Raw genomic sequence first — 16580 nt, forward strand, 5'->3', positions numbered from 1 at the left:
TAAGCCATAGTGTGCCATGAACGCAGGCCTTTATCATCCACGCTTCCCGATGACCATGATCGAACATTTCATGTCGCGACACATCCTTATTGATCACCGAGCCAGCGTTGCGCATCGCGTATTCGTGTCCAGGGGACAGGACCAAAACAGTTGAAGCACCACAGAATGGCCCGGCAGACCCGTCGATGCGCACTGATGTCCATAATCTCGCAGAATGGCCAGTAGCGATCCAGAAAAGCGCGTTGCTGATCGGACCGGGTGATCAATAGTTCGATCAACGCCCAGTCAAACTCCCGTGGTGCCCATACCAGCGCCTCCCAGTCGCTCCAGCACCAGTCGATGGCCCCCTGTATGAACTGATCCTCACGAAGATCCGGCAGGCACCATACCGCACTGCTCGGCACGGGCACCTGATCCGGCAGGTCCTGAAGCACTTCCGGTGGCGCGTACTGTCGGAGATAGTGTCTTGCCCGCTGGGGCCAGTCCGACAATGGCCATACGCTCGCCAGCGGATGCCCCCAGCCCGACACCGGAGCGGCGTGCAGTCGGCCGATCTGTTCTCCCAGACGAGCGCTGAAATCAGTATTCATGGTGGCGGTTTGGCCGGCGCACCATGGGAGACTCCATATCGGTGCGCCTTGCAGGGTGCCCAGCCAGGTCATCGGTAATGGCAGCATGGGCAGGTGCGCCGGCAGATTGCCCGCCAGACGCGTCAGGCGCTCGGCATGCGCCCAGCGATCAAAACCGAAAAGCGCCCATAGCCCGTGCCAGAAGGGATCATTGATGGTGGTTCGCGCCATGCGAATCATTTCCGGAGACAGGGCATCGCTTTTCCAGCGCCAGTTGGAAGCGTCTTCCCAGTCCAGCGGCTGGGCAATGAGCGGTCGCCCCAGAAAGAAGGAGAGTCGTTCGGTCATTTCGCACGATGGTGACATGCAGTAGCGGTCCTTGTGGCCGGGAAGCCGTGGTGTCGTCAGTTTTTTTCCAGGTATGCAGGCAATGATTCGTTAAAAAGCGCTTCATGTGAATGAATCCGTCGATATCGCCTGCGCCAGTGACATGTTCGCTGGTGATGGAAGGCTCTGAGCGCTAGACTCTGCGGTGTTCGAACGGGGTGTGTCGACGCATGTCGATGCTGAGAGTGGCTGACCACAACCCGCAAGGTGCCTGCAGCGCGCCCATTACCTGATCCGGTTCATACCGGCGGAGGGATTTCGAATCACGCCAGCCGTGCCCTTCGCCCTTTAAAAAGGGCTCTTATGCAGCACTCCCGACACAAGGTCTCTACCGACGCTCATGCGCCCGGTGCTCTCCATGTCCAGAACGCGCGCCTGGCCTTCGGCGAACGGGTGCTTTTTGACGATATCTCCCTGTCATTGCCATCAGCCAGCTGGAGCTGCCTGCTGGGTCGCAGCGGCTGTGGCAAAAGCTCGCTGCTGCGTCTGATGGCGGGGCTTGAGGTCTCAAACGATGCGCAGCTGACTCTGGAGGATGCCTCACAGCGGCCCTGGCGGCAGCGCATTGCCTGGATGGGGCAGCAGGATCTGCTGCTGCCCTGGCGGCGCGTGATCGATAACGTACAGCTCGGATCGACCATGCGCGGTGAGCGCAGTGACCCCGAGCGTGCCATGGCGCTGCTTGAAAGAACCGGTCTGGACTGGGCGGCGCGCCGCTACCCCCAGACCCTTTCCGGCGGGGAACGGGCCCGGGTGGCACTGGCCCGGACACTCTATGAACAGGCTCCACTGGTGCTGATGGATGAGCCCTTTGCCGCGCTGGATGCCCTGACGCGTCTGGATATTCATGAGCGGGCCTGTGAACTGCTGGCCGATCGTATGGTTGTGATGGTCACGCATGACCCGATTGAAGCCCTGCGGCTGGGCGATCAACTGCTGGTCATGCGCGGCAGTCCGGCCCGAATCGAGCATTTTGCCCCACCGGAAGGCACGCCACCGCGTCACCCGGCCACCGATTCGATGAGTCGACATCATGATGACCTGTTAAAGGCGCTGACGGAGCAGACCGCATGATACGATCCCTGCTCCTGCCTGCGATGCGGCTGGTGCTCGCGACCGCACTGCTGGTGGGGCTCTGGCAACTGGTGGTGCTTATGGGGGCACCGCGCTACATGCTGCCGGCGCCCTCAAGTGTTGTGCAGACGCTTGTCGCTCAGTCGGCGCTTTTGTGGCATCACGCCCTGGTGACCCTGGGAGAAATCGTGGCCGGCTTTCTTTGCGGCACGCTCTTGGGCATCGGAACAGCGCTGATACTGTCGCGATGGGCCTTTCTGCGCTCTACCGTTTTGCCGCTGCTGTTGTTGACCCAGGCCATTCCGGTGTTTGCCATTGCCCCGCTGCTGGTGCTGTGGTTCGGCTATGGCCCGGGATCGAAAGTCGTCATGGCCACGCTGATCATCTACTTTCCGATCGCCTCGACCTGCTATGACGGCCTGCGTCAGACCCAGCCCGGCTGGCTCGATCTGGCCGCGACCATGGGCGCCAGCGCCAATCGACGCCTTTTCTATATACGTTTGCCGGCGGCCCTGCCCTCGTTGGCTTCAGGCCTTCGCATGGCTGCAACGGCGGCGCCCATCGGCGCCATCATCGGTGAATGGGTCGGCTCCAGCGCCGGTCTCGGCTATCTCATGCTGCAGGCCAACGGCCGTATGCAGACCGACCTGATGTTTGCTGCGCTGATCGTACTGCTGGTCATCACCATCACCCTTTATTTCACTGTCGATCGCCTGTGTCGTTTGGCCATGCCCTGGCAGCCGGACCGTACCGGCAGGCAGACGTTGATCAATGGAGAGAAAATATGAAAAAACTGCTGGATCGACTGTGTTTCACGGCGCTCATGGCCGCTTTGCTGGCTGGTATTGCAAGAGCCGATACGGACACCGACGACACACAGACGCCCCTGTCGTCGCCCCCCGAGGCCTCCCTCAACCTGATGCTGGACTGGTACGTCAATCCCACTCATGGACCGATCATCATCGCGCAGCAAAAGGGCTTTTTTCGTGATCTCGGGTTAAAGGTCACCATCGATACGCCGGCCGACCCGACCGCTCCGCCCAAGCTGGTCGCTGCCGGTCGAGAAGATCTGGCGTTAAGCTATCAGCCGCAGCTCCATCTGCAGGTTGATGAAGGCTTGCCGGTCAAGCGAGTGGGTACGCTGATCGGTACGCCACTGAACGCGCTCATGGTGCGGGCCGACAGCGATATCCATCAGGTCAGCGATCTCAAGGGCAAACGAGTGGGCTACTCGGTTGGCGGCGTCGAAGAAGTACTGCTGGCGGCAATGCTTAACCACTCTGGACTCGATATGGACGATGTCGAGCCGGTCAACGTCAACTTTGCCCTGACGCCTGCCCTGCTGAGCCGGCAGGTCGATGCGGTCACGGGAGCTTTTCGCAATTTCGAGCCGGCGCAGATGGCACAGGAAGGTGTTGAGGGCCGTGCCTTTTATATCGAGGAGGAAGGCGTCCCCATCTATGACGAACTGATCTTTCTCGCCAACACCGACACGCTCGATAACCAGCGGGCTCTGATATCGCGGTTCATGAGGGCCGTCGAAAAGGCAACCATGTGGATCGTGAATCATCCCGAAGAGGGCTGGACACTTTTCAAGAGCTACGACGCCTCACTGGACAATGAAGTCAACCACAAGGCATGGGAGGCCAGCATTGTGCGCTTTGCGCTGCGCCCCGCGGCGCTGGATACCGCACGCTATCGGGATTTCGAGAATTTCCTGCTGGATCGTGGGGTCATCAAAAAGCGGGTGCCCGTCGAGCGTCTGGCGGAGGACGTCAACGCCACCGGTAACTGACAGGATGCCGTCATGGGGCGTTAACGGCACAGAAGGGTTGATCGAAACCGGGATAACCATAAAAATCAGGGACATAACGTTTCATGAATGCCATCATGTGTCCGCCCTGACAGACGCCGCCGCAGATGGCGGCGTTTACAATCCTTATTATAACAGTCAACTTTTCTGTGTTACTTTTATTCCCGTTTCGGCGATCGATCAAGAGAGAGTCATGCCATCAACGTCCCACCACGAACACTTTGAGCGCGTGCGCCAGGATCACCAGCGTGAACTGGTGGAGGACTATGTCGAGGAAATAGCGCATCTGCATCGTCATCTGGGGGAAGCGCGGGCCAGTGACCTCGCCGATCGTTTCGGTGTCAGCCCGGCCGCTGTTTCCAAGGTGGTGACGCGTCTCAAGCGTGATGGCCTGGTCAATGCCCGTCCCTATCGCGGTATCTTTCTGACCGAACTGGGTGAGGAACTGGCCCATAAGGTGGCCGCACGCCATCGAGTGGTACTTCAGGCACTACTCGCCCTTGGGGTGCCCGAAAGCATTGCACGGGCAGATTCCGAAGGTATCGAGCATCACTGCAGTGATGAAACCGTGGCCGCCATGCACCGTTTTCTGGCCGATAACCCTCATCTGGTTCCCGACTCCATCTCTCGAATGACCAGCCGCTGACGCCTGCCCTTTCACGCCCTGACGCTTTAATGTCCATCCTCGCTTTAATGTCTATCCTCAATGAGGCCTGCCCCTGACTTCAGCCGTGAGCGGCTGTGAGCGGGCACACTTTTGTTTTTTCTTGAGTCACCAAAACGCCGCAGGCGTCGGGGATGTCCTTCATGTCGTCTCATCCGGGAGAGCGCTCGCATCCGCCGCTGGCGGATACGCCGCTGATCTTCATCGATCTTGAAACCACCGGCACACGTGCCACGCGTGATCGAATTACCGAGATTGCTGCACTGCGTGTTATCGACGGGCAGATTGTGGATCGTTTTGTCACGCTGCTGGATCCCGGCATCGATATTCCAGCCCGTATTGCCACGCTGACCGGCATCGATAATGCTCTGGTGACCGGTGCCCCCGGTTTTGAAGAGGTTGCTGATGATTTTGAACGGTGGCTGGGCGATGGCTGGCTGGTGGCGCACAACGCCCGCTTTGATTACAGCTTCCTGCGCAACGAGTTTCGCCGGCTGGGGCGGGAGTTTCGTCGTCGTGTGGTCTGCACGCTCAAGCTGTCCCGAGCGCTGGACAAGAGCTCGCATCACCACGGGCTGGATGCCCTGCTGACGCGTTATCAGCTCGAGCCTCACGCGCCGCGCCATCGGGCGCTGGGGGACGCCATGACGCTGTTTTCAGTCTGGCAGTACTGGGCCAGACATCACTACGTCGAGCAGATCGAGACCCTGGTGCTTGATCAGGAGCGACGGCGCAGCCTCCCTGCCCAGCTTGATCCGGGCTTGCTGGATGAGCTGCCCGCAAGGCCCGGGGTCTATCTCTTTTATGGTCATAATCAGCTACCGCTGTATGTCGGCAAGAGTGTCAATCTGCGCTCACGGGTGCTGAGTCATTTCAACAACGATCATCGAAACGATCGTGAAATGAAGATATGCCAGCAGACCCGTCATCTGGAGTGGCACGAAACGGCGGGAGATCTGGGGGCGCAGTTGCTCGAGGCGCGTCTGGTCAAAAAGCTCTCGCCCATCTACAACCGGCGCCTGAGGCGCAGCGCCGGTCTGCACACCTGGTACTGGCCTACAGACGCTCAGGCACCACAATTGGCGGGGCAGAAAATGCTGCAGGAGGAAGCCACCGGGGCGCGCTATGGCATGTTCCGATCCCGGCGCGAGGCTACTCACGCCCTGACCGGCATTGTTGAGCAGCAGCGTCTATGCCCAAGGGTCATGGGGCTTGAGCGAGGCAGGGGGCGCTGCTTTGCCTATCAGATCGGACGCTGCGCGGGCGCCTGTTGCGGTGAGGAAAGTCTGGAATCGCATACAGCTCGCGCCCGGGACGCACTTGAGAGTCTGCGCATTCGACACTGGCCCTGGGAGGGACGGGTAGCCTTCCGAGAAGCGGCCAGTGAGCAGGACGTGGTCTATCACCTCGTGGATCAGTGGTGCTATCTCGGTAGCGTCGAGAATCTGGATCAGGCACCGACGGCGAATGATATCGCCTTCGATGTCGATACCTACCGGATCCTGACGCGCTTTCTTGCCAATGAGCATGACTGCGTCAGCGTTATCCCGCTGGAAGATCAGCGTCCAGTCGGGACAACGTGACAGCGTCTTACGTCTTCCGGTCAGCGTTCAGAAACGTATCAATGGCTTTCAGGAAGGCTTCGGGCTGCTCGGCGTGAAGCCAGTGGCCGGCGCCCTGAATGGTCTCAACCCGAGAGTGCGGCATGACATCGGCAATAGTAGAGAGCATGTCATCGCTGATGTAATTGGAATGTTCACCCCGCAGTACCAGGGTGGGTCCGTCGTAGGGCGCGTCTCCACCGGGCGGCGCCACGATGTCGCCGTACCCTTCCTCGATGAAATCGAGCCCGACACGCCAGCCCAGAATGCCCTGATCATCGCGTAGCAGGTTGGTGGCCAGAAATTGTCGAGTGACCTTGTTATCGATGGCTTCGGCCATGGCCTCGTCGGCCTCGCTGCGGGATTCGGGCAATGCATCCTCTACCAGCCGGTGAGCACGAAAGATATCGTCGTGGCCATGGTCGTAGGTAACCGGCGCAATATCGCCCACGATGAGACGATTTACACGTTCCGGGTGGCGACGTGCCAGCGTCATGGCTACCTTGCCGCCCATGGAGTGTCCCAGCAGATCACACTGCTGAATCTCAAGGCGCGTCATGACTGCCAGAACCTCCTCTGCCATGTCGTCATAGACCATACCGGGAGCATGGGGTGAACGGCCGTGATTGCGCAGGTCGATGGCCACAACGCGGCGCATCTGACGCCAGTGCTTGATGTGAGAGCGCCAGTTGTCGGCACTGCCAAAAAGGCCATGCAACACGATGAGTGGCGGAGCCTGTGACTGATCTGTCAGGCCTGAATCCGCATGATGAAGCTCAATGCTCATGAAGTCTCCGTAACCCTGTACGTGTCCGCACCATGGTGCTCCATATTCCCTGGAACACGCATCCTATATTCGTTCGCCCTGCTCCTGTGAGGCTTCTTCTCGTGATGCTTCAACACCCGAGAGTCGCAGCAGGCAACGCTTCAGCCAGACCAGCAGCATGGCGTAGAGTGGCAGAAACAGCAGCAGGCTGATGGTGAGTTTCACACCATAGTCGACCAGCGCTATCTCAATCCAGTGCTGCGCCATGAAGGGGTCGGGACTGTGCCAGAACGCCACGAAGAAAAAGATAAAGGTATCCAGTAGATTGCCGAAAATGGTCGAGCCGACCGGTGCCAGCCACCAGGGGCGCTGCCGGCGGAGACGATCAAACACTGCGATATCCAGCGCCTGCCCCAGTGCATAGGCCATGAAACTTGCCAGCGCGATACGACCGACAAACAGATTGAACGAGCCAAGCGATTCCAGCCCGCGCCACTGCCCCTGCTGGAATACCACGGAGACGAGATAGGAAATCACCAGAGCAGGCAGCATGACGCGGGCGATAAGACGCCTTGCTGCGTGGCGACCCATCAGACGCACCGTCAGATCGGTGGCAAGAAACAGAAAGGGAAAGCTGAAGGCCCCCCAAGTGGTATGAAAGCCCAGTAGCGTGATGGGAAGTTGAACCAGATAATTACTGGCGGCAATCACCAGAATATGGAAGGAACAGAGTAAAAAAAGCGCAAAGCGCATTCTGGCATAGTCAAATATGAGCATTATAAGGTTTTTTTAATCGATTTCCGTGAACCAGAAAGGTATAAAATCATCTAACCGTGAGCGCTAATCCAGAGGCCCTTTGATGAGAGAGTTCATCAATGCCGTGGGACACGGTGCTGCAATGTTCGAACGCCAAGGATTTACCGGATATTTTACCGGTAACAGCGCGTCGACATGCAGAGCGTTTTTATTCACAAGGAGTTAAAAATGAGTGTATGTGCCACTGCACCGATCGCGACAGCGGGGTGCGAAATGGTCATTCTCGATTCTGCACCGCTGCTCAAGGCCATGGCCAACGAAAATCGGCTGCGCATTCTCTGTCTTCTCAGAGAAGGTGAAATGTCCGTATCGGAACTGAACAGCAAACTTGACCTGAGCCAGTCAGCGCTGTCACAGCATCTTGCTGTGCTGCGTCGCGAGGAGCTTGTTAATACACGCCGTGCTTCCCAGACGATCTATTACTCCCTGCGTGGCAAACACGCCGAGGCAGTCATCGATACGCTGGCAGGACTTGATCGGTCCTGACCCTAACGCGTGGTTTCAATAAGCGGCCCGCTCCCCTGACAGGAGCGGGCCGCTTGTCGTCTGGCAGGCCTTGTTGGTTACTGTTTTTCCCAGCGCAGTCGCACCACCCGCTCAATTGCCCGATCGACGCCACGCTCAAGACTGTTTTCGGCGCCCTTGCCAAGACGCTCGAGCATCGAGCGCTGCGGTTTGAGACCTACTTCCAGAATTCGCCACTGCTCACTGCGTGCCTGCAGCCAGGCTTCGCTGGTATTGACTTCATCGATCAGCTTCAGATCGATGGCCTGCTGACCGTACCAGATGTCGCCTTCACTGACCTGCTCGATATCAAGCGCCGGCCGCCGCTGGGCGATCCATGACTTGAAAAGGTCATGTGTCTTTTCAAGATCGTCCAGAAACTTTTGACGCCCTTCTTCGGTATTTTCCCCCAGCATCGTGAGCGTTCTCTTGTGACGCCCGGCGGTCAGGATCTCGACATCGACATCATTTTTTTTGAGCAGTCGATGCACGTTGGGCACCTGAGCCACCACCCCGATCGAGCCGATGACGGCAAAGGGAGCCGCGATCAAATGATCCGCGCAGCAGGCCATCATGTAGCCGCCGCTGGCGGCTACCTTGTCGACGCTGACCGTCAGCTTGAGACCCGCCTCGCGCAGGCGATCAAGCTGGGCACTGGCCAGACCGTAGGCATGGACCAGCCCACCGCCCGATTGCAGACGCACCAGCACCTGATCGTCGGTCCTGGCGGCCATCAGTATGCTGGTGATCTCCTCCGTGAAGGCGGGAACGCGAGAGGCGCGCAGGTCACCGTCAAAATCGAGTACCCAGAGCGTGTGATGTGCGTCATCGGACTGTTTCTGCTTCTTCGCACGCTTTTGTTCTGCCTTGCGTGCTTTCAGGCGGGCCTTGATGTGACGCTCGCGCTCGCCGTCTTTGCAGGTGGCATCCTCAAGTGTTTCGCGATGACGCCGAAAATATTCTCCGCGATTGCGCACATGAAGTCGGGCACTGCGCTCCTGACGCTGACCGCGTGCTCTAACCACAAGCATCAGCACCACGGCAATGGCCACAACGACCGTAATACTCTGTGCCAGAAACAGCGCGTAGCTGGATAACCATTCGCCCACGTTTTCAACCTCCCGGGTATAACGGATAGAATGCGCGCCATCATCGCACAGGACGCTCTGATCTGCTGAGCCACACGCATACGTACCATGACCTGGCTATCATGGACTCTTTAATCATCAACCGGATATGACGATGGTCGACACCGCGCCACTTATTGCAAAACTTCACGACCGCTTTGACGCTGAAGCGGCAGCGGGCGTCCATGAGACCCTGCAGCTCGAGCTGGATGAGGGACCACGCTATTTCGTGGCGATCAACGATGGCACGCTGGACATCCAGGAAGGCAATCATGATGCTCCCTCCGTGACCCTGATGACAGACACCCGCACCTTCGAGCGGCTGATCAACAAGGAGCTCAGCGGTATGCAGGCCGTCATGTCAGGCAAGGTCCGCGCCCGCGGCGATATCATGCTTGCTTCACGCCTGACTCGCCTTTTCCGCCGCAGTGGCGGCGCCTGAGTCTTTCGGCGCCGCCATGCCCTGCTACTCTCTGGCAGCACTGCCTCGAAGAAAATTTTCGATCAGAGCGCTCGAGATGGAATAGGATGGCGGCAGCCCCGGCAGTTGATCTGTTGTGAACCAGTCGGCTGCCTCGATCTCGATCCCGTCGATCTGGATGTCACGACTGGCTGCCTCGGCGTAAAAGCCCATCATGAAAGAGTGCGGCATCGGCCACGACTGACTCTTGAAATAGCTGACACGCCCTACCTGTACCCCGACCTCCTCGAACACCTCACGCCTGACGGCCTCCTCGGCGGATTCACCAGGTTCGATGAAGCCGGCCAGCGTACTGAAGCGCCCGGCAGGAAAGCGCGGACTGCGCGCCAGCAGGAGCTGGTCGCGCCAGGTCACCAGCGTAATGATGCAGGGTGAAATCCTGGGATAGCTTCGAAAGCTGCAGGATGGACACGCCATCATGAACTCACCGGGACGGCGACGCATGCGCTTGCCACATCGCCCACAGAATCGATGATCCTGCGCCCAGCGCACGATCTGCAGGGCTGTGGAAAGCAGCCCGAAGGACTTTTCGGGCAGCGTGCCCAGCCAGTGTCGTGCCGGTGGCCACTGCTCATCGCCCTGCTCCGATAGCACGGCCACCGGTGCGTTGTCCCAGTAGCCGATGGCAATGGCGCCGTCAGGCCAGCGAGCGCGGGGTTGCAGGATACCGCCCTGGCCGTTGTCGGCAATGCCGTGCTCGCCGATGCGAATCAGATAACCTTCGTGACAGTTGGCCAGCGTGCGAATGTCGCGTGTCAGCACCTCAATCTCCCAGCGTGTCCCAGAGGCAGGCACCCTTTTCGCGCATTCTGGCCAGTTTCTGCTGATGAGCCTGTACTTCCTCATCGCTGGCATTAATCACGCGCAGCGGCGAGCGCTCGCTGCTCAGCCGACGAATGGCAAAGCCGGTGTTGCCACTGCCGCTGCCGGCGCTCTCCTGTTCGGCGCCCAGCGTCAGTGCCGTCTGTCCGCCGGTCATTGCCAAGTAGACGTCGGCCAGAATCTCGGAGTCCAGCAGGGCGCCGTGAAGCTCGCGGTGGCCGTTGTCGATATCGTAGCGCTTGCACAGCGCATCCAGGCTGTTTCGCTGGCCGGGATGGCGGTCGCGCGCCATTTTCAGGGTATCGAGAATGCTGCACTTCGAGGCCAGCGGCCCCAGGGCATCGTTACCGCGCGCTCGATTGACCAGCGAAAATTCGTGATCGATGAATCCGACGTCAAAGGGCGCGTTGTGAATGACCAGCTCGGCCCCCTGCACGAACGCCCAGAACTCATGGGCAATGTCGGCAAAGACCGGCTCGTTGGCCACGCGATCGTTGGTGATGCCGTGAATCTCGACGGCTTCGGCATCAATGTTGCGCTCGGGATTGATGTACTGGTGATAGTGACGGCCGGTCAGTCGACGATTGATGACCTCGACCCCGCCGATTTCGATCAGGCGATGCCCGTCCCTGATTTCAATACCGGTGGTTTCGGTATCGAGAACGATCTGTCTCATGACGTTTTCTCGCTTGTCCTGAGTTCATCCATGGCGTCATTGGCCAGTCGGTCGGCCAGTTCATTGCCTTCATGGCCCGCATGGCCCTTGAGCCAGTGCCATTCAATGTCGTGGCGATGGGACTCTTCCAGCAGCATCTTCCAGAGCTCGGCATTTTTGACCGGTGCCTTCGAGGCCGTCTTCCAGCCCTTTTTGACCCAGTTATGGACCCACTGTGTAATGCCCTGGCGGACATACTGGGAGTCGGTCCAGAGCTCGATGCGACACGGACGGGTCAACGCCCGCAGCGCGGAAATGGCCGCCATCAGCTCCATGCGGTTATTGGTGGTATGCGCTTCGCTGCCTTTCAGACACTTTTCATGAGAGCCGCTGCGCAGAACAGCGCCCCATCCGCCCGGCCCCGGATTGCCACGGCAACCGCCGTCCGTATGGATAACGACATGGGGACGTTGTTCATCACTCACTGCGCGCCTCGTGGTCTTCGGGATCAGGTGTCCATTATGCCACGACAGCCGGGGGGACTGTCGGATGGCCTGTGCTGTCCGACGCGCTGTTTTCAAAAGTACTGTTGTTCAAGGTACTGCTGTCCAAAACACTACTGTCTGAAGTGCTACCCTCGAAAGCGCCATCGACCGGGTAACCGCGTCCTGCCAGCCGGGTCGCGGGGTCAGTGCCGGCGAGTATGCCGGTCGATGTTTCGGGACCGTGAGTTACGCGCGCCAGTGTCGAGGCTCTGGCGCCGAGCACGGCGGTAGGATCAAAGCGTTTTTTCAGCGGAATCATTTTACACATCTGACGCTTTGCACTGATGATCCATGCCCGACCCAGCGGCAGATTGTGACGGCGGCCCCAGTGCTCCATGAGCAGCCAGTCCGGTGTGTTCTCGAAGGGAACGAAGCCGCAGTAGTCGATCCGCTCGATATCGAAGTCGATAAAGCCCAGCCAGTCGCGCAGCCGGCGCGGCGTCAGCCAGCGGCTGCGTTGATAGAAACGCTCATGGCAGCGCTTGAGCCGTGCCGGGCCCGCAATACCCAGCGGATGCCAGCCGATCAGGATCAGGCGACCACTGTCGCTGGTCACGCGAGCCGCCTCGCGCAGTACCGGTCCCGGCTGGGGCGAGACTTCCAGCAGATGATGCACCAGTACCAGCTCCAGGGCCTCATCAGCCAGCGGTAGCGCCTCCGGGCGACAGATCAACGTCGAGGGGTGTTCGGCCAGATCACGCTGTGGCGCCCAGCTGATGCGATGGCGAATGCTGTCATGCGGCAGAAGCGTCGGTGCTGTGCCAAGCTCAAGCGCATGCTGCATGCCAGAGCGACCCAGTGCCTGACGCAGACAATGTTGCTCGGCCTGCCACTGTCGTTTGCCGTGGGATGTCTGCCAGTACCGCTGCCCGGCCAGGAACTGTTCTCGTAACGTTTCCTGATCTTCGTGGTGATTTGACATGCAGGGCCCCTGATCGCATGGTTATCGCTTTTAATGACTACCCCGGTTGTCGAGGCTGGCGGCGACCCGAAACGTTCATTATCCCGGGCACATTACACCTTTTTTCAACCCACTTTATCGAGGATTGTCATGTTGACCGTCAAACCACTGCCGGCGTTCCAGGATAATTACATCTGGGTCCTGCAACAGGATAATACGGGCAGCGTTGTTGTGGTCGATCCGGGTGAAGCCCAGCCGGTCATCGACTATCTGGAGCGCACGGGTGCCAGACTTGAAGCCATTTTGATCACTCACCATCATCAGGACCACACTGGTGGGCTGAACGAGCTCAAGAGCCGGTATTCCCCACGTGTCATAGGGCCTGATAACCCGGCCATTGCCGGTATCGACGAGACCGTGGGAGAAGGTGATCGCTTCCGGCTGATGGGCCGTCATTTCGAGGTCATGGCGACCCCCGGTCACACCCTGGATCATATCTCCTTTCTCTCCAGCGGTACGCCGTCTCTGCTCTTTTGCGCCGATACCCTGTTCTGCGGCGGTTGTGGACGCCTTTTCGAGGGCAGCCCCGAGCAGATGTATAAGGCCCTGACGCGTTTTGCCGAGCTTGATGATGACACGCTGGTCTTCGGTGCACATGAATACACGCTGGCCAATCTGAAGTTCGCAAAGGCCGCCGAGCCGGACAACAGCACGCGTGATGCGCTGTTTGAGGAGTGCCAGAAGGCGCGCGAGCTCGACCGTCCTACCCTGCCCAGCACCATCGGTCGTGAGCGCGACATCAACCCGTTCATGCGTACGCATCTGGAAAGTGTACAGCGCGGTGCCGCCGAGCAGGGAGAGGCGCACGATGCGCAGTCTACCTTTACTACCCTCCGCGCATGGAAGGATCGATTTTGAGGATCAGTGCCTGACATGAGCCGTATGACTCGATGGCACGGCCGGCTCCGGGCCGGCCTTGTGATGGGGCTTTTCGCCTGCGGCGTGCAGGCCGCGCCCGTCAGTGATGTGCCAACCGTGCACGGCATTTCACTGTATGACGCACCGGCGCTTCCCGACGACTTCGATCATTTCCCGTGGGTGAACGCACAGGCACCAAAGGGCGGCGACATGGTGCGTGCCGCTCAAGGCAGTTTCGATTCGCTCAATCCCTTTATCGTCCGCGGTGATCCGGCCAGCGGACTCACCGCCTTTGGCGGACTGCCTTTCGACACGCTGATGGTGGAAAGCCCTGACGAGCCCTTTACCCTGTACGGGTTGCTGGCAGCGGGTATTCGGCTGGACCCGGATCGGCGCTGGATGGAGATCGATCTCGATTCGAGAGCCCGATTCCACGACGGCAGCCCGGTTACGGCCGAGGACGTGGTGACCACTTTTGAAACCCTGAAGACGAAGGGTTCGCCCATGTATCGGGCCTACTATGCCGACGTTACTGGCGTAGAGATGCTGTCGCCCTCTACCGTGCGTTTCGAGTTCAGCGAACACAACTCGCGCGAGCTGCCGCTGATCGTCGGGCAACTGCCGGTACTGTCGGCCTCGGATATTCGCAGCCGCGACATTACTCGCCCCACGCTTGATCCGCTGATGGGTTCCGGCCCCTATCGCATTGCCTCGGTTCAGCCCGGACAGCGGATCGTCTATCAGCGTGATGATTACTGGGGCAAGAACCTGCCGGTCAATCGCGGGCGTTACAATATCGATCGTTTGATCTTTGACTACTACCGCGACCCGAGCGTGGCTTTCACCGCCTTCCGGGCCGGAAGGGTCGACCTGCGTGTCGAAAACATCGCACGTAACTGGGTAACCGGCTATGACTTCCCCGCGGCTCGTCAGGGGCTGGTCAAGCGCGTTGAAGTCGAGGATCACAATCCGGCGCCCATGCAGGGGTTCGTGATGAACCTGCGTCGGGATATTTTCAAGGATCGGCGCGTTCGGCAGGCGCTGGGGCTGGCGTTCGATTTTGACTGGCTCAACCGCAATCTTTTTTATGGCCTTTACGCCCGTACCCGGGGTTTTTTTGACCACTCCTCCATGGAGGCCAGGGGGCTACCGAGTGCCGCCGAGCGCGCCCTGCTGGCGCCCTGGCGTGATCGACTCCCCGAGGAGGTCTTCAAGGCGTCTCTCCCCATCAAGGCGCCCGAGGCGCTGCGTCCTAGATTGAAGGAGGCACTGAGCCTTCTTCGGGACGCCGGTTACGAGGTGCGTGATAACCGGATGGTGAATCGGGAGACGGGCCGGCCGCTGCGCTTTGAGCTGCTGCTGAGCGATTCAAGTCTTGAGCGTATGGCGCTACCGATGGTGCGCAATCTGGCGCGCCTCGGAATCGAGGTCAATCTGCGTACCGTGGACCCGAGCCAGTACTTGGTAAGACTGCGCCAGTTTGATTTCGACATGACCACCACCGTCATTGCCCAGAGCACCAACCCCGGCAACGAGCAGCGCGAATACTGGGGTAGCGAGTACGCCGACCAGCCGCAGAGCCGCAATCTCATGGGCATCGACAGTCCGGCCGTCGATGACCTCATCAATCATATCATCCGGGCAGATTCCCGCGAGGCGCTGGACACAGCCGTATCGGCGCTGGATCGCGTGCTGCGCTGGGGCTTTTACGTGATTCCCCAGTATCATTCGCCGGTCACTCGACTGGCCTACTGGAAAAAATTTGCCATGCCCGATCAAAGCCCGGAGTACGGTATGGATCTCGACAGCTGGTGGGTCGACCCGAAGGGTGCCCGCGCCATTGATAATCGTCAGGAGTAACGCTCATGGCGCGCTATATCGTGATGCGGCTCCTGCTGATGGTGCCGACACTGCTGGCGGTGCTGCTGCTCAATTTCATCATCGTACAGGCCGCTCCCGGAGGGCCTGTCGAGCAGATGCTGTCGCGCATCGAGGGGATGAACAGCGGTGCCGCTCTGGGGGGCAGCAGCGACGGCGTCGTGGCCAGCGGTGACGCCACCCGGGGCACCCGGGGCATCGATCCCGTGTTTATCGAAGAGCTCAACACGCAGTTCGGCTTTGACAAACCACTGTGGCAGCGCTTTGTGACCATGGTCGGTAACTATGCGCGGCTGGATTTTGGCGAGAGTTTTTTTCGAGGCCGCTCGGTCACCGACCTGATCATTGATCGACTGCCGGTGTCCATCTCGCTGGGGCTCTGGAGCACGCTGCTGGTCTATCTCATCTCGGTACCGCTTGGGATTCTCAAGGCGGTGCGCCAGGGCAGCCGATTTGATCTATGGAGCTCGGCACTGGTGATCGTGGGCTACGCCATTCCCGGCTTTCTGTTCGCGCTGCTGCTGATCGTGGTGTTTGCCAGCGGCAGCTATCTCAACTGGTTTCCGCTGCGCGGGCTGACCTCGCCCGATTTTGATCAACTCTCATGGGGCGGGAAGATCATCGACTACTTCTGGCATATCGCGCTGCCGGTGACGGCGCTGACCATCGGCAGTTTTGCCACCCTGACCTTTCTGACCCGCAACAGCTTTCTCGAAGAGATCCACCGACAGTATGTGATGACCGCTCGCGCCAAGGGCGCCTCGGAGCGGCGCCAGCTCTACGGCCATGTCTTTCGCAACGCGATGCTGATCGTGATTGCGGGCCTGCCCTCTGCGCTGGTGGGCATTTTCTTTACCGGGGCGCTTCTGATCGAGGTGCTCTTCTCCCTCGACGGCCTCGGCATGCTCGGTTACGAGGCCGTATTGCAGCGCGACTATCCGGTAATCTTTGGCACTCTGTTTCTCTTTACGCTGATCGGTCTGGTGCTGAAACTGATCTCCGATCTGACCTACGTGGCCATCGATCCGCGTATCGATTTTGAACGACGGGAGAGCTAGC

18 protein-coding genes are annotated in these 16580 nt (G+C 59.5%); 10 read left to right on the forward strand and 8 right to left on the reverse strand.

Annotated features, from left to right (window positions below; translation table 11 throughout):
• Nucleotides 1–86: 86 nt before the first annotated feature.
• Nucleotides 87–935 (reverse strand): aminoglycoside phosphotransferase/kinase family protein, encoded by an 849-nt coding sequence (locus tag BM079_RS00895; protein WP_139215230.1) that lies wholly within the window; start codon nucleotides 933–935, stop codon nucleotides 87–89.
• A gap of 324 nt (nucleotides 936–1259) precedes the next feature.
• Here BM079_RS00895 and BM079_RS00900 point away from each other — a divergent pair, with 324 nt between their 5' ends.
• The 5 genes from BM079_RS00900 (at nucleotide 1260) to BM079_RS00920 (ending at nucleotide 6090) form a co-directional block, all read left to right on the forward strand.
• Nucleotides 1260–2030, forward strand: coding sequence for an ABC transporter ATP-binding protein (locus BM079_RS00900; RefSeq protein WP_090129912.1), 771 nt, complete (start codon nucleotides 1260–1262; stop codon nucleotides 2028–2030).
• Nucleotides 2027–2818, forward strand: coding sequence for an ABC transporter permease (locus tag BM079_RS00905; protein ID WP_090129914.1), 792 nt, complete (start codon nucleotides 2027–2029; stop codon nucleotides 2816–2818). Before BM079_RS00900 ends, BM079_RS00905 begins: the two co-directional genes overlap by 4 nt.
• Nucleotides 2815–3825, forward strand: a complete 1011-nt coding sequence (locus BM079_RS00910) for an ABC transporter substrate-binding protein (protein ID WP_090129916.1) — start codon at nucleotides 2815–2817, stop codon at nucleotides 3823–3825. Before BM079_RS00905 ends, BM079_RS00910 begins: the two co-directional genes overlap by 4 nt.
• 211 nt (nucleotides 3826–4036) lie before the next feature.
• The gene (mntR, locus tag BM079_RS00915) at nucleotides 4037–4489 is read left to right on the forward strand and encodes a manganese-binding transcriptional regulator MntR (protein WP_090129918.1); all 453 of its coding nucleotides are present in this window, start codon (nucleotides 4037–4039) and stop codon (nucleotides 4487–4489) included.
• A 161-nt stretch (nucleotides 4490–4650) separates the two neighbouring features.
• Nucleotides 4651–6090, forward strand: coding sequence for a 3'-5' exonuclease family protein (locus BM079_RS00920; RefSeq protein ID WP_090130743.1), 1440 nt, complete (start codon nucleotides 4651–4653; stop codon nucleotides 6088–6090).
• A gap of 7 nt (nucleotides 6091–6097) precedes the next feature.
• Here the strand turns inward: BM079_RS00920 and BM079_RS00925 are convergent, their stop codons facing one another.
• The gene (locus BM079_RS00925; protein WP_090129920.1) at nucleotides 6098–6895 is read right to left on the reverse strand and encodes an alpha/beta fold hydrolase; all 798 of its coding nucleotides are present in this window, start codon (nucleotides 6893–6895) and stop codon (nucleotides 6098–6100) included.
• 63 nt (nucleotides 6896–6958) lie between these two features.
• Nucleotides 6959–7651 carry a 7-cyano-7-deazaguanine/7-aminomethyl-7-deazaguanine transporter gene (locus tag BM079_RS00930; RefSeq protein WP_090129922.1) on the reverse strand — a complete coding sequence of 231 codons (693 nt, stop codon included), beginning with the start codon at nucleotides 7649–7651 and terminating at the stop codon, nucleotides 6959–6961.
• 252 nt (nucleotides 7652–7903) lie between these two features.
• Between BM079_RS00930 and BM079_RS00935 the strand changes: the two genes are divergently transcribed.
• Nucleotides 7904–8176, forward strand: coding sequence for an ArsR/SmtB family transcription factor (locus BM079_RS00935; RefSeq protein ID WP_227876013.1), 273 nt, complete (start codon nucleotides 7904–7906; stop codon nucleotides 8174–8176).
• A 77-nt stretch (nucleotides 8177–8253) separates the two neighbouring features.
• On the opposite strand, the gene sohB is transcribed toward BM079_RS00935, so the two are convergent.
• On the reverse strand, nucleotides 8254–9303 hold the full coding sequence (sohB, locus tag BM079_RS00940; RefSeq protein ID WP_090129924.1) for a protease SohB: 1050 nt from the start codon (nucleotides 9301–9303) through the stop codon (nucleotides 8254–8256).
• Between the two features lie 133 nt (nucleotides 9304–9436).
• Between sohB and BM079_RS00945 the strand changes: the two genes are divergently transcribed.
• Nucleotides 9437–9763: an SCP2 sterol-binding domain-containing protein gene (locus BM079_RS00945; protein WP_090129926.1), complete on the forward strand. Its 327-nt coding sequence runs from the start codon at nucleotides 9437–9439 to the stop codon at nucleotides 9761–9763.
• 24 nt (nucleotides 9764–9787) lie between these two features.
• Here the strand turns inward: BM079_RS00945 and nudC are convergent, their stop codons facing one another.
• From nudC to BM079_RS00965, 4 genes are read right to left on the reverse strand one after another with little or no spacing between them, the layout of a single operon-like run.
• A complete protein-coding gene (gene nudC, locus BM079_RS00950) occupies nucleotides 9788–10564 on the reverse strand; it encodes an NAD(+) diphosphatase (RefSeq protein ID WP_245742777.1) in 777 nt (258 codons plus the stop codon).
• A gap of 1 nt (nucleotide 10565) precedes the next feature.
• Nucleotides 10566–11300 (reverse strand): DNA polymerase III subunit epsilon, encoded by a 735-nt coding sequence (dnaQ, locus tag BM079_RS00955; RefSeq protein ID WP_090129930.1) that lies wholly within the window; start codon nucleotides 11298–11300, stop codon nucleotides 10566–10568.
• Nucleotides 11297–11764 (reverse strand): ribonuclease HI, encoded by a 468-nt coding sequence (gene rnhA, locus BM079_RS00960; protein WP_090129931.1) that lies wholly within the window; start codon nucleotides 11762–11764, stop codon nucleotides 11297–11299. Before rnhA ends, dnaQ begins: the two co-directional genes overlap by 4 nt.
• Before the next feature lie 34 nt (nucleotides 11765–11798).
• Complete coding sequence (locus tag BM079_RS00965) at nucleotides 11799–12746, reverse strand: methyltransferase domain-containing protein (RefSeq protein WP_090129933.1); 948 nt, start codon at nucleotides 12744–12746, stop codon at nucleotides 11799–11801.
• 129 nt (nucleotides 12747–12875) lie between these two features.
• Between BM079_RS00965 and gloB the strand changes: the two genes are divergently transcribed.
• The 3 genes from gloB to BM079_RS00980 are packed head-to-tail and all read left to right on the forward strand — an operon-like array spanning nucleotide 12876 to nucleotide 16579.
• The gene (gene gloB, locus BM079_RS00970; RefSeq protein ID WP_090129935.1) at nucleotides 12876–13643 is read left to right on the forward strand and encodes a hydroxyacylglutathione hydrolase; all 768 of its coding nucleotides are present in this window, start codon (nucleotides 12876–12878) and stop codon (nucleotides 13641–13643) included.
• Between the two features lie 15 nt (nucleotides 13644–13658).
• Nucleotides 13659–15503, forward strand: coding sequence for an extracellular solute-binding protein (locus BM079_RS00975; protein ID WP_322787929.1), 1845 nt, complete (start codon nucleotides 13659–13661; stop codon nucleotides 15501–15503).
• Between the two features lie 5 nt (nucleotides 15504–15508).
• Nucleotides 15509–16579 (forward strand): microcin C ABC transporter permease YejB, encoded by a 1071-nt coding sequence (locus BM079_RS00980; protein WP_090129939.1) that lies wholly within the window; start codon nucleotides 15509–15511, stop codon nucleotides 16577–16579.
• The last annotated feature ends 1 nt before the right edge of the window (nucleotide 16580 follow it).

Origin of the sequence: Kushneria avicenniae (genome assembly GCF_900112585.1) — a bacterium.
Classification (GTDB): Bacteria; Pseudomonadota; Gammaproteobacteria; order Pseudomonadales; family Halomonadaceae; genus Kushneria; species Kushneria avicenniae.

Excerpts from the sequence above, each read along its gene's own strand:
- BM079_RS00925 (WP_090129920.1), bottom strand. The coding sequence starts at position 6,895 with ATGAGCATTGAGCTTCATCATGCGGATTCAGGCCTGACAGATCAGTCA.
- BM079_RS00910 (WP_090129916.1), top strand. The coding sequence starts at position 2,815 with ATGAAAAAACTGCTGGATCGACTGTGTTTCACGGCGCTCATGGCCGCT.
- BM079_RS00975 (WP_322787929.1), top strand. The coding sequence starts at position 13,659 with ATGAGCCGTATGACTCGATGGCACGGCCGGCTCCGGGCCGGCCTTGTG.
- mntR (WP_090129918.1), top strand. The coding sequence starts at position 4,037 with ATGCCATCAACGTCCCACCACGAACACTTTGAGCGCGTGCGCCAGGAT.
- BM079_RS00900 (WP_090129912.1), top strand. The coding sequence starts at position 1,260 with ATGCAGCACTCCCGACACAAGGTCTCTACCGACGCTCATGCGCCCGGT.
- BM079_RS00935 (WP_227876013.1), top strand. The coding sequence starts at position 7,904 with ATGGTCATTCTCGATTCTGCACCGCTGCTCAAGGCCATGGCCAACGAA.
- BM079_RS00965 (WP_090129933.1), bottom strand. The coding sequence starts at position 12,746 with ATGTCAAATCACCACGAAGATCAGGAAACGTTACGAGAACAGTTCCTG.
- gloB (WP_090129935.1), top strand. The coding sequence starts at position 12,876 with ATGTTGACCGTCAAACCACTGCCGGCGTTCCAGGATAATTACATCTGG.
- BM079_RS00980 (WP_090129939.1), top strand. The coding sequence starts at position 15,509 with ATGGCGCGCTATATCGTGATGCGGCTCCTGCTGATGGTGCCGACACTG.
- BM079_RS00945 (WP_090129926.1), top strand. The coding sequence starts at position 9,437 with ATGGTCGACACCGCGCCACTTATTGCAAAACTTCACGACCGCTTTGAC.
- BM079_RS00920 (WP_090130743.1), top strand. The coding sequence starts at position 4,651 with ATGTCGTCTCATCCGGGAGAGCGCTCGCATCCGCCGCTGGCGGATACG.
- BM079_RS00930 (WP_090129922.1), bottom strand. The coding sequence starts at position 7,651 with ATGCTCATATTTGACTATGCCAGAATGCGCTTTGCGCTTTTTTTACTC.
- BM079_RS00895 (WP_139215230.1), bottom strand. The coding sequence starts at position 935 with ATGTCACCATCGTGCGAAATGACCGAACGACTCTCCTTCTTTCTGGGG.
- BM079_RS00905 (WP_090129914.1), top strand. The coding sequence starts at position 2,027 with ATGATACGATCCCTGCTCCTGCCTGCGATGCGGCTGGTGCTCGCGACC.
- dnaQ (WP_090129930.1), bottom strand. The coding sequence starts at position 11,300 with ATGAGACAGATCGTTCTCGATACCGAAACCACCGGTATTGAAATCAGG.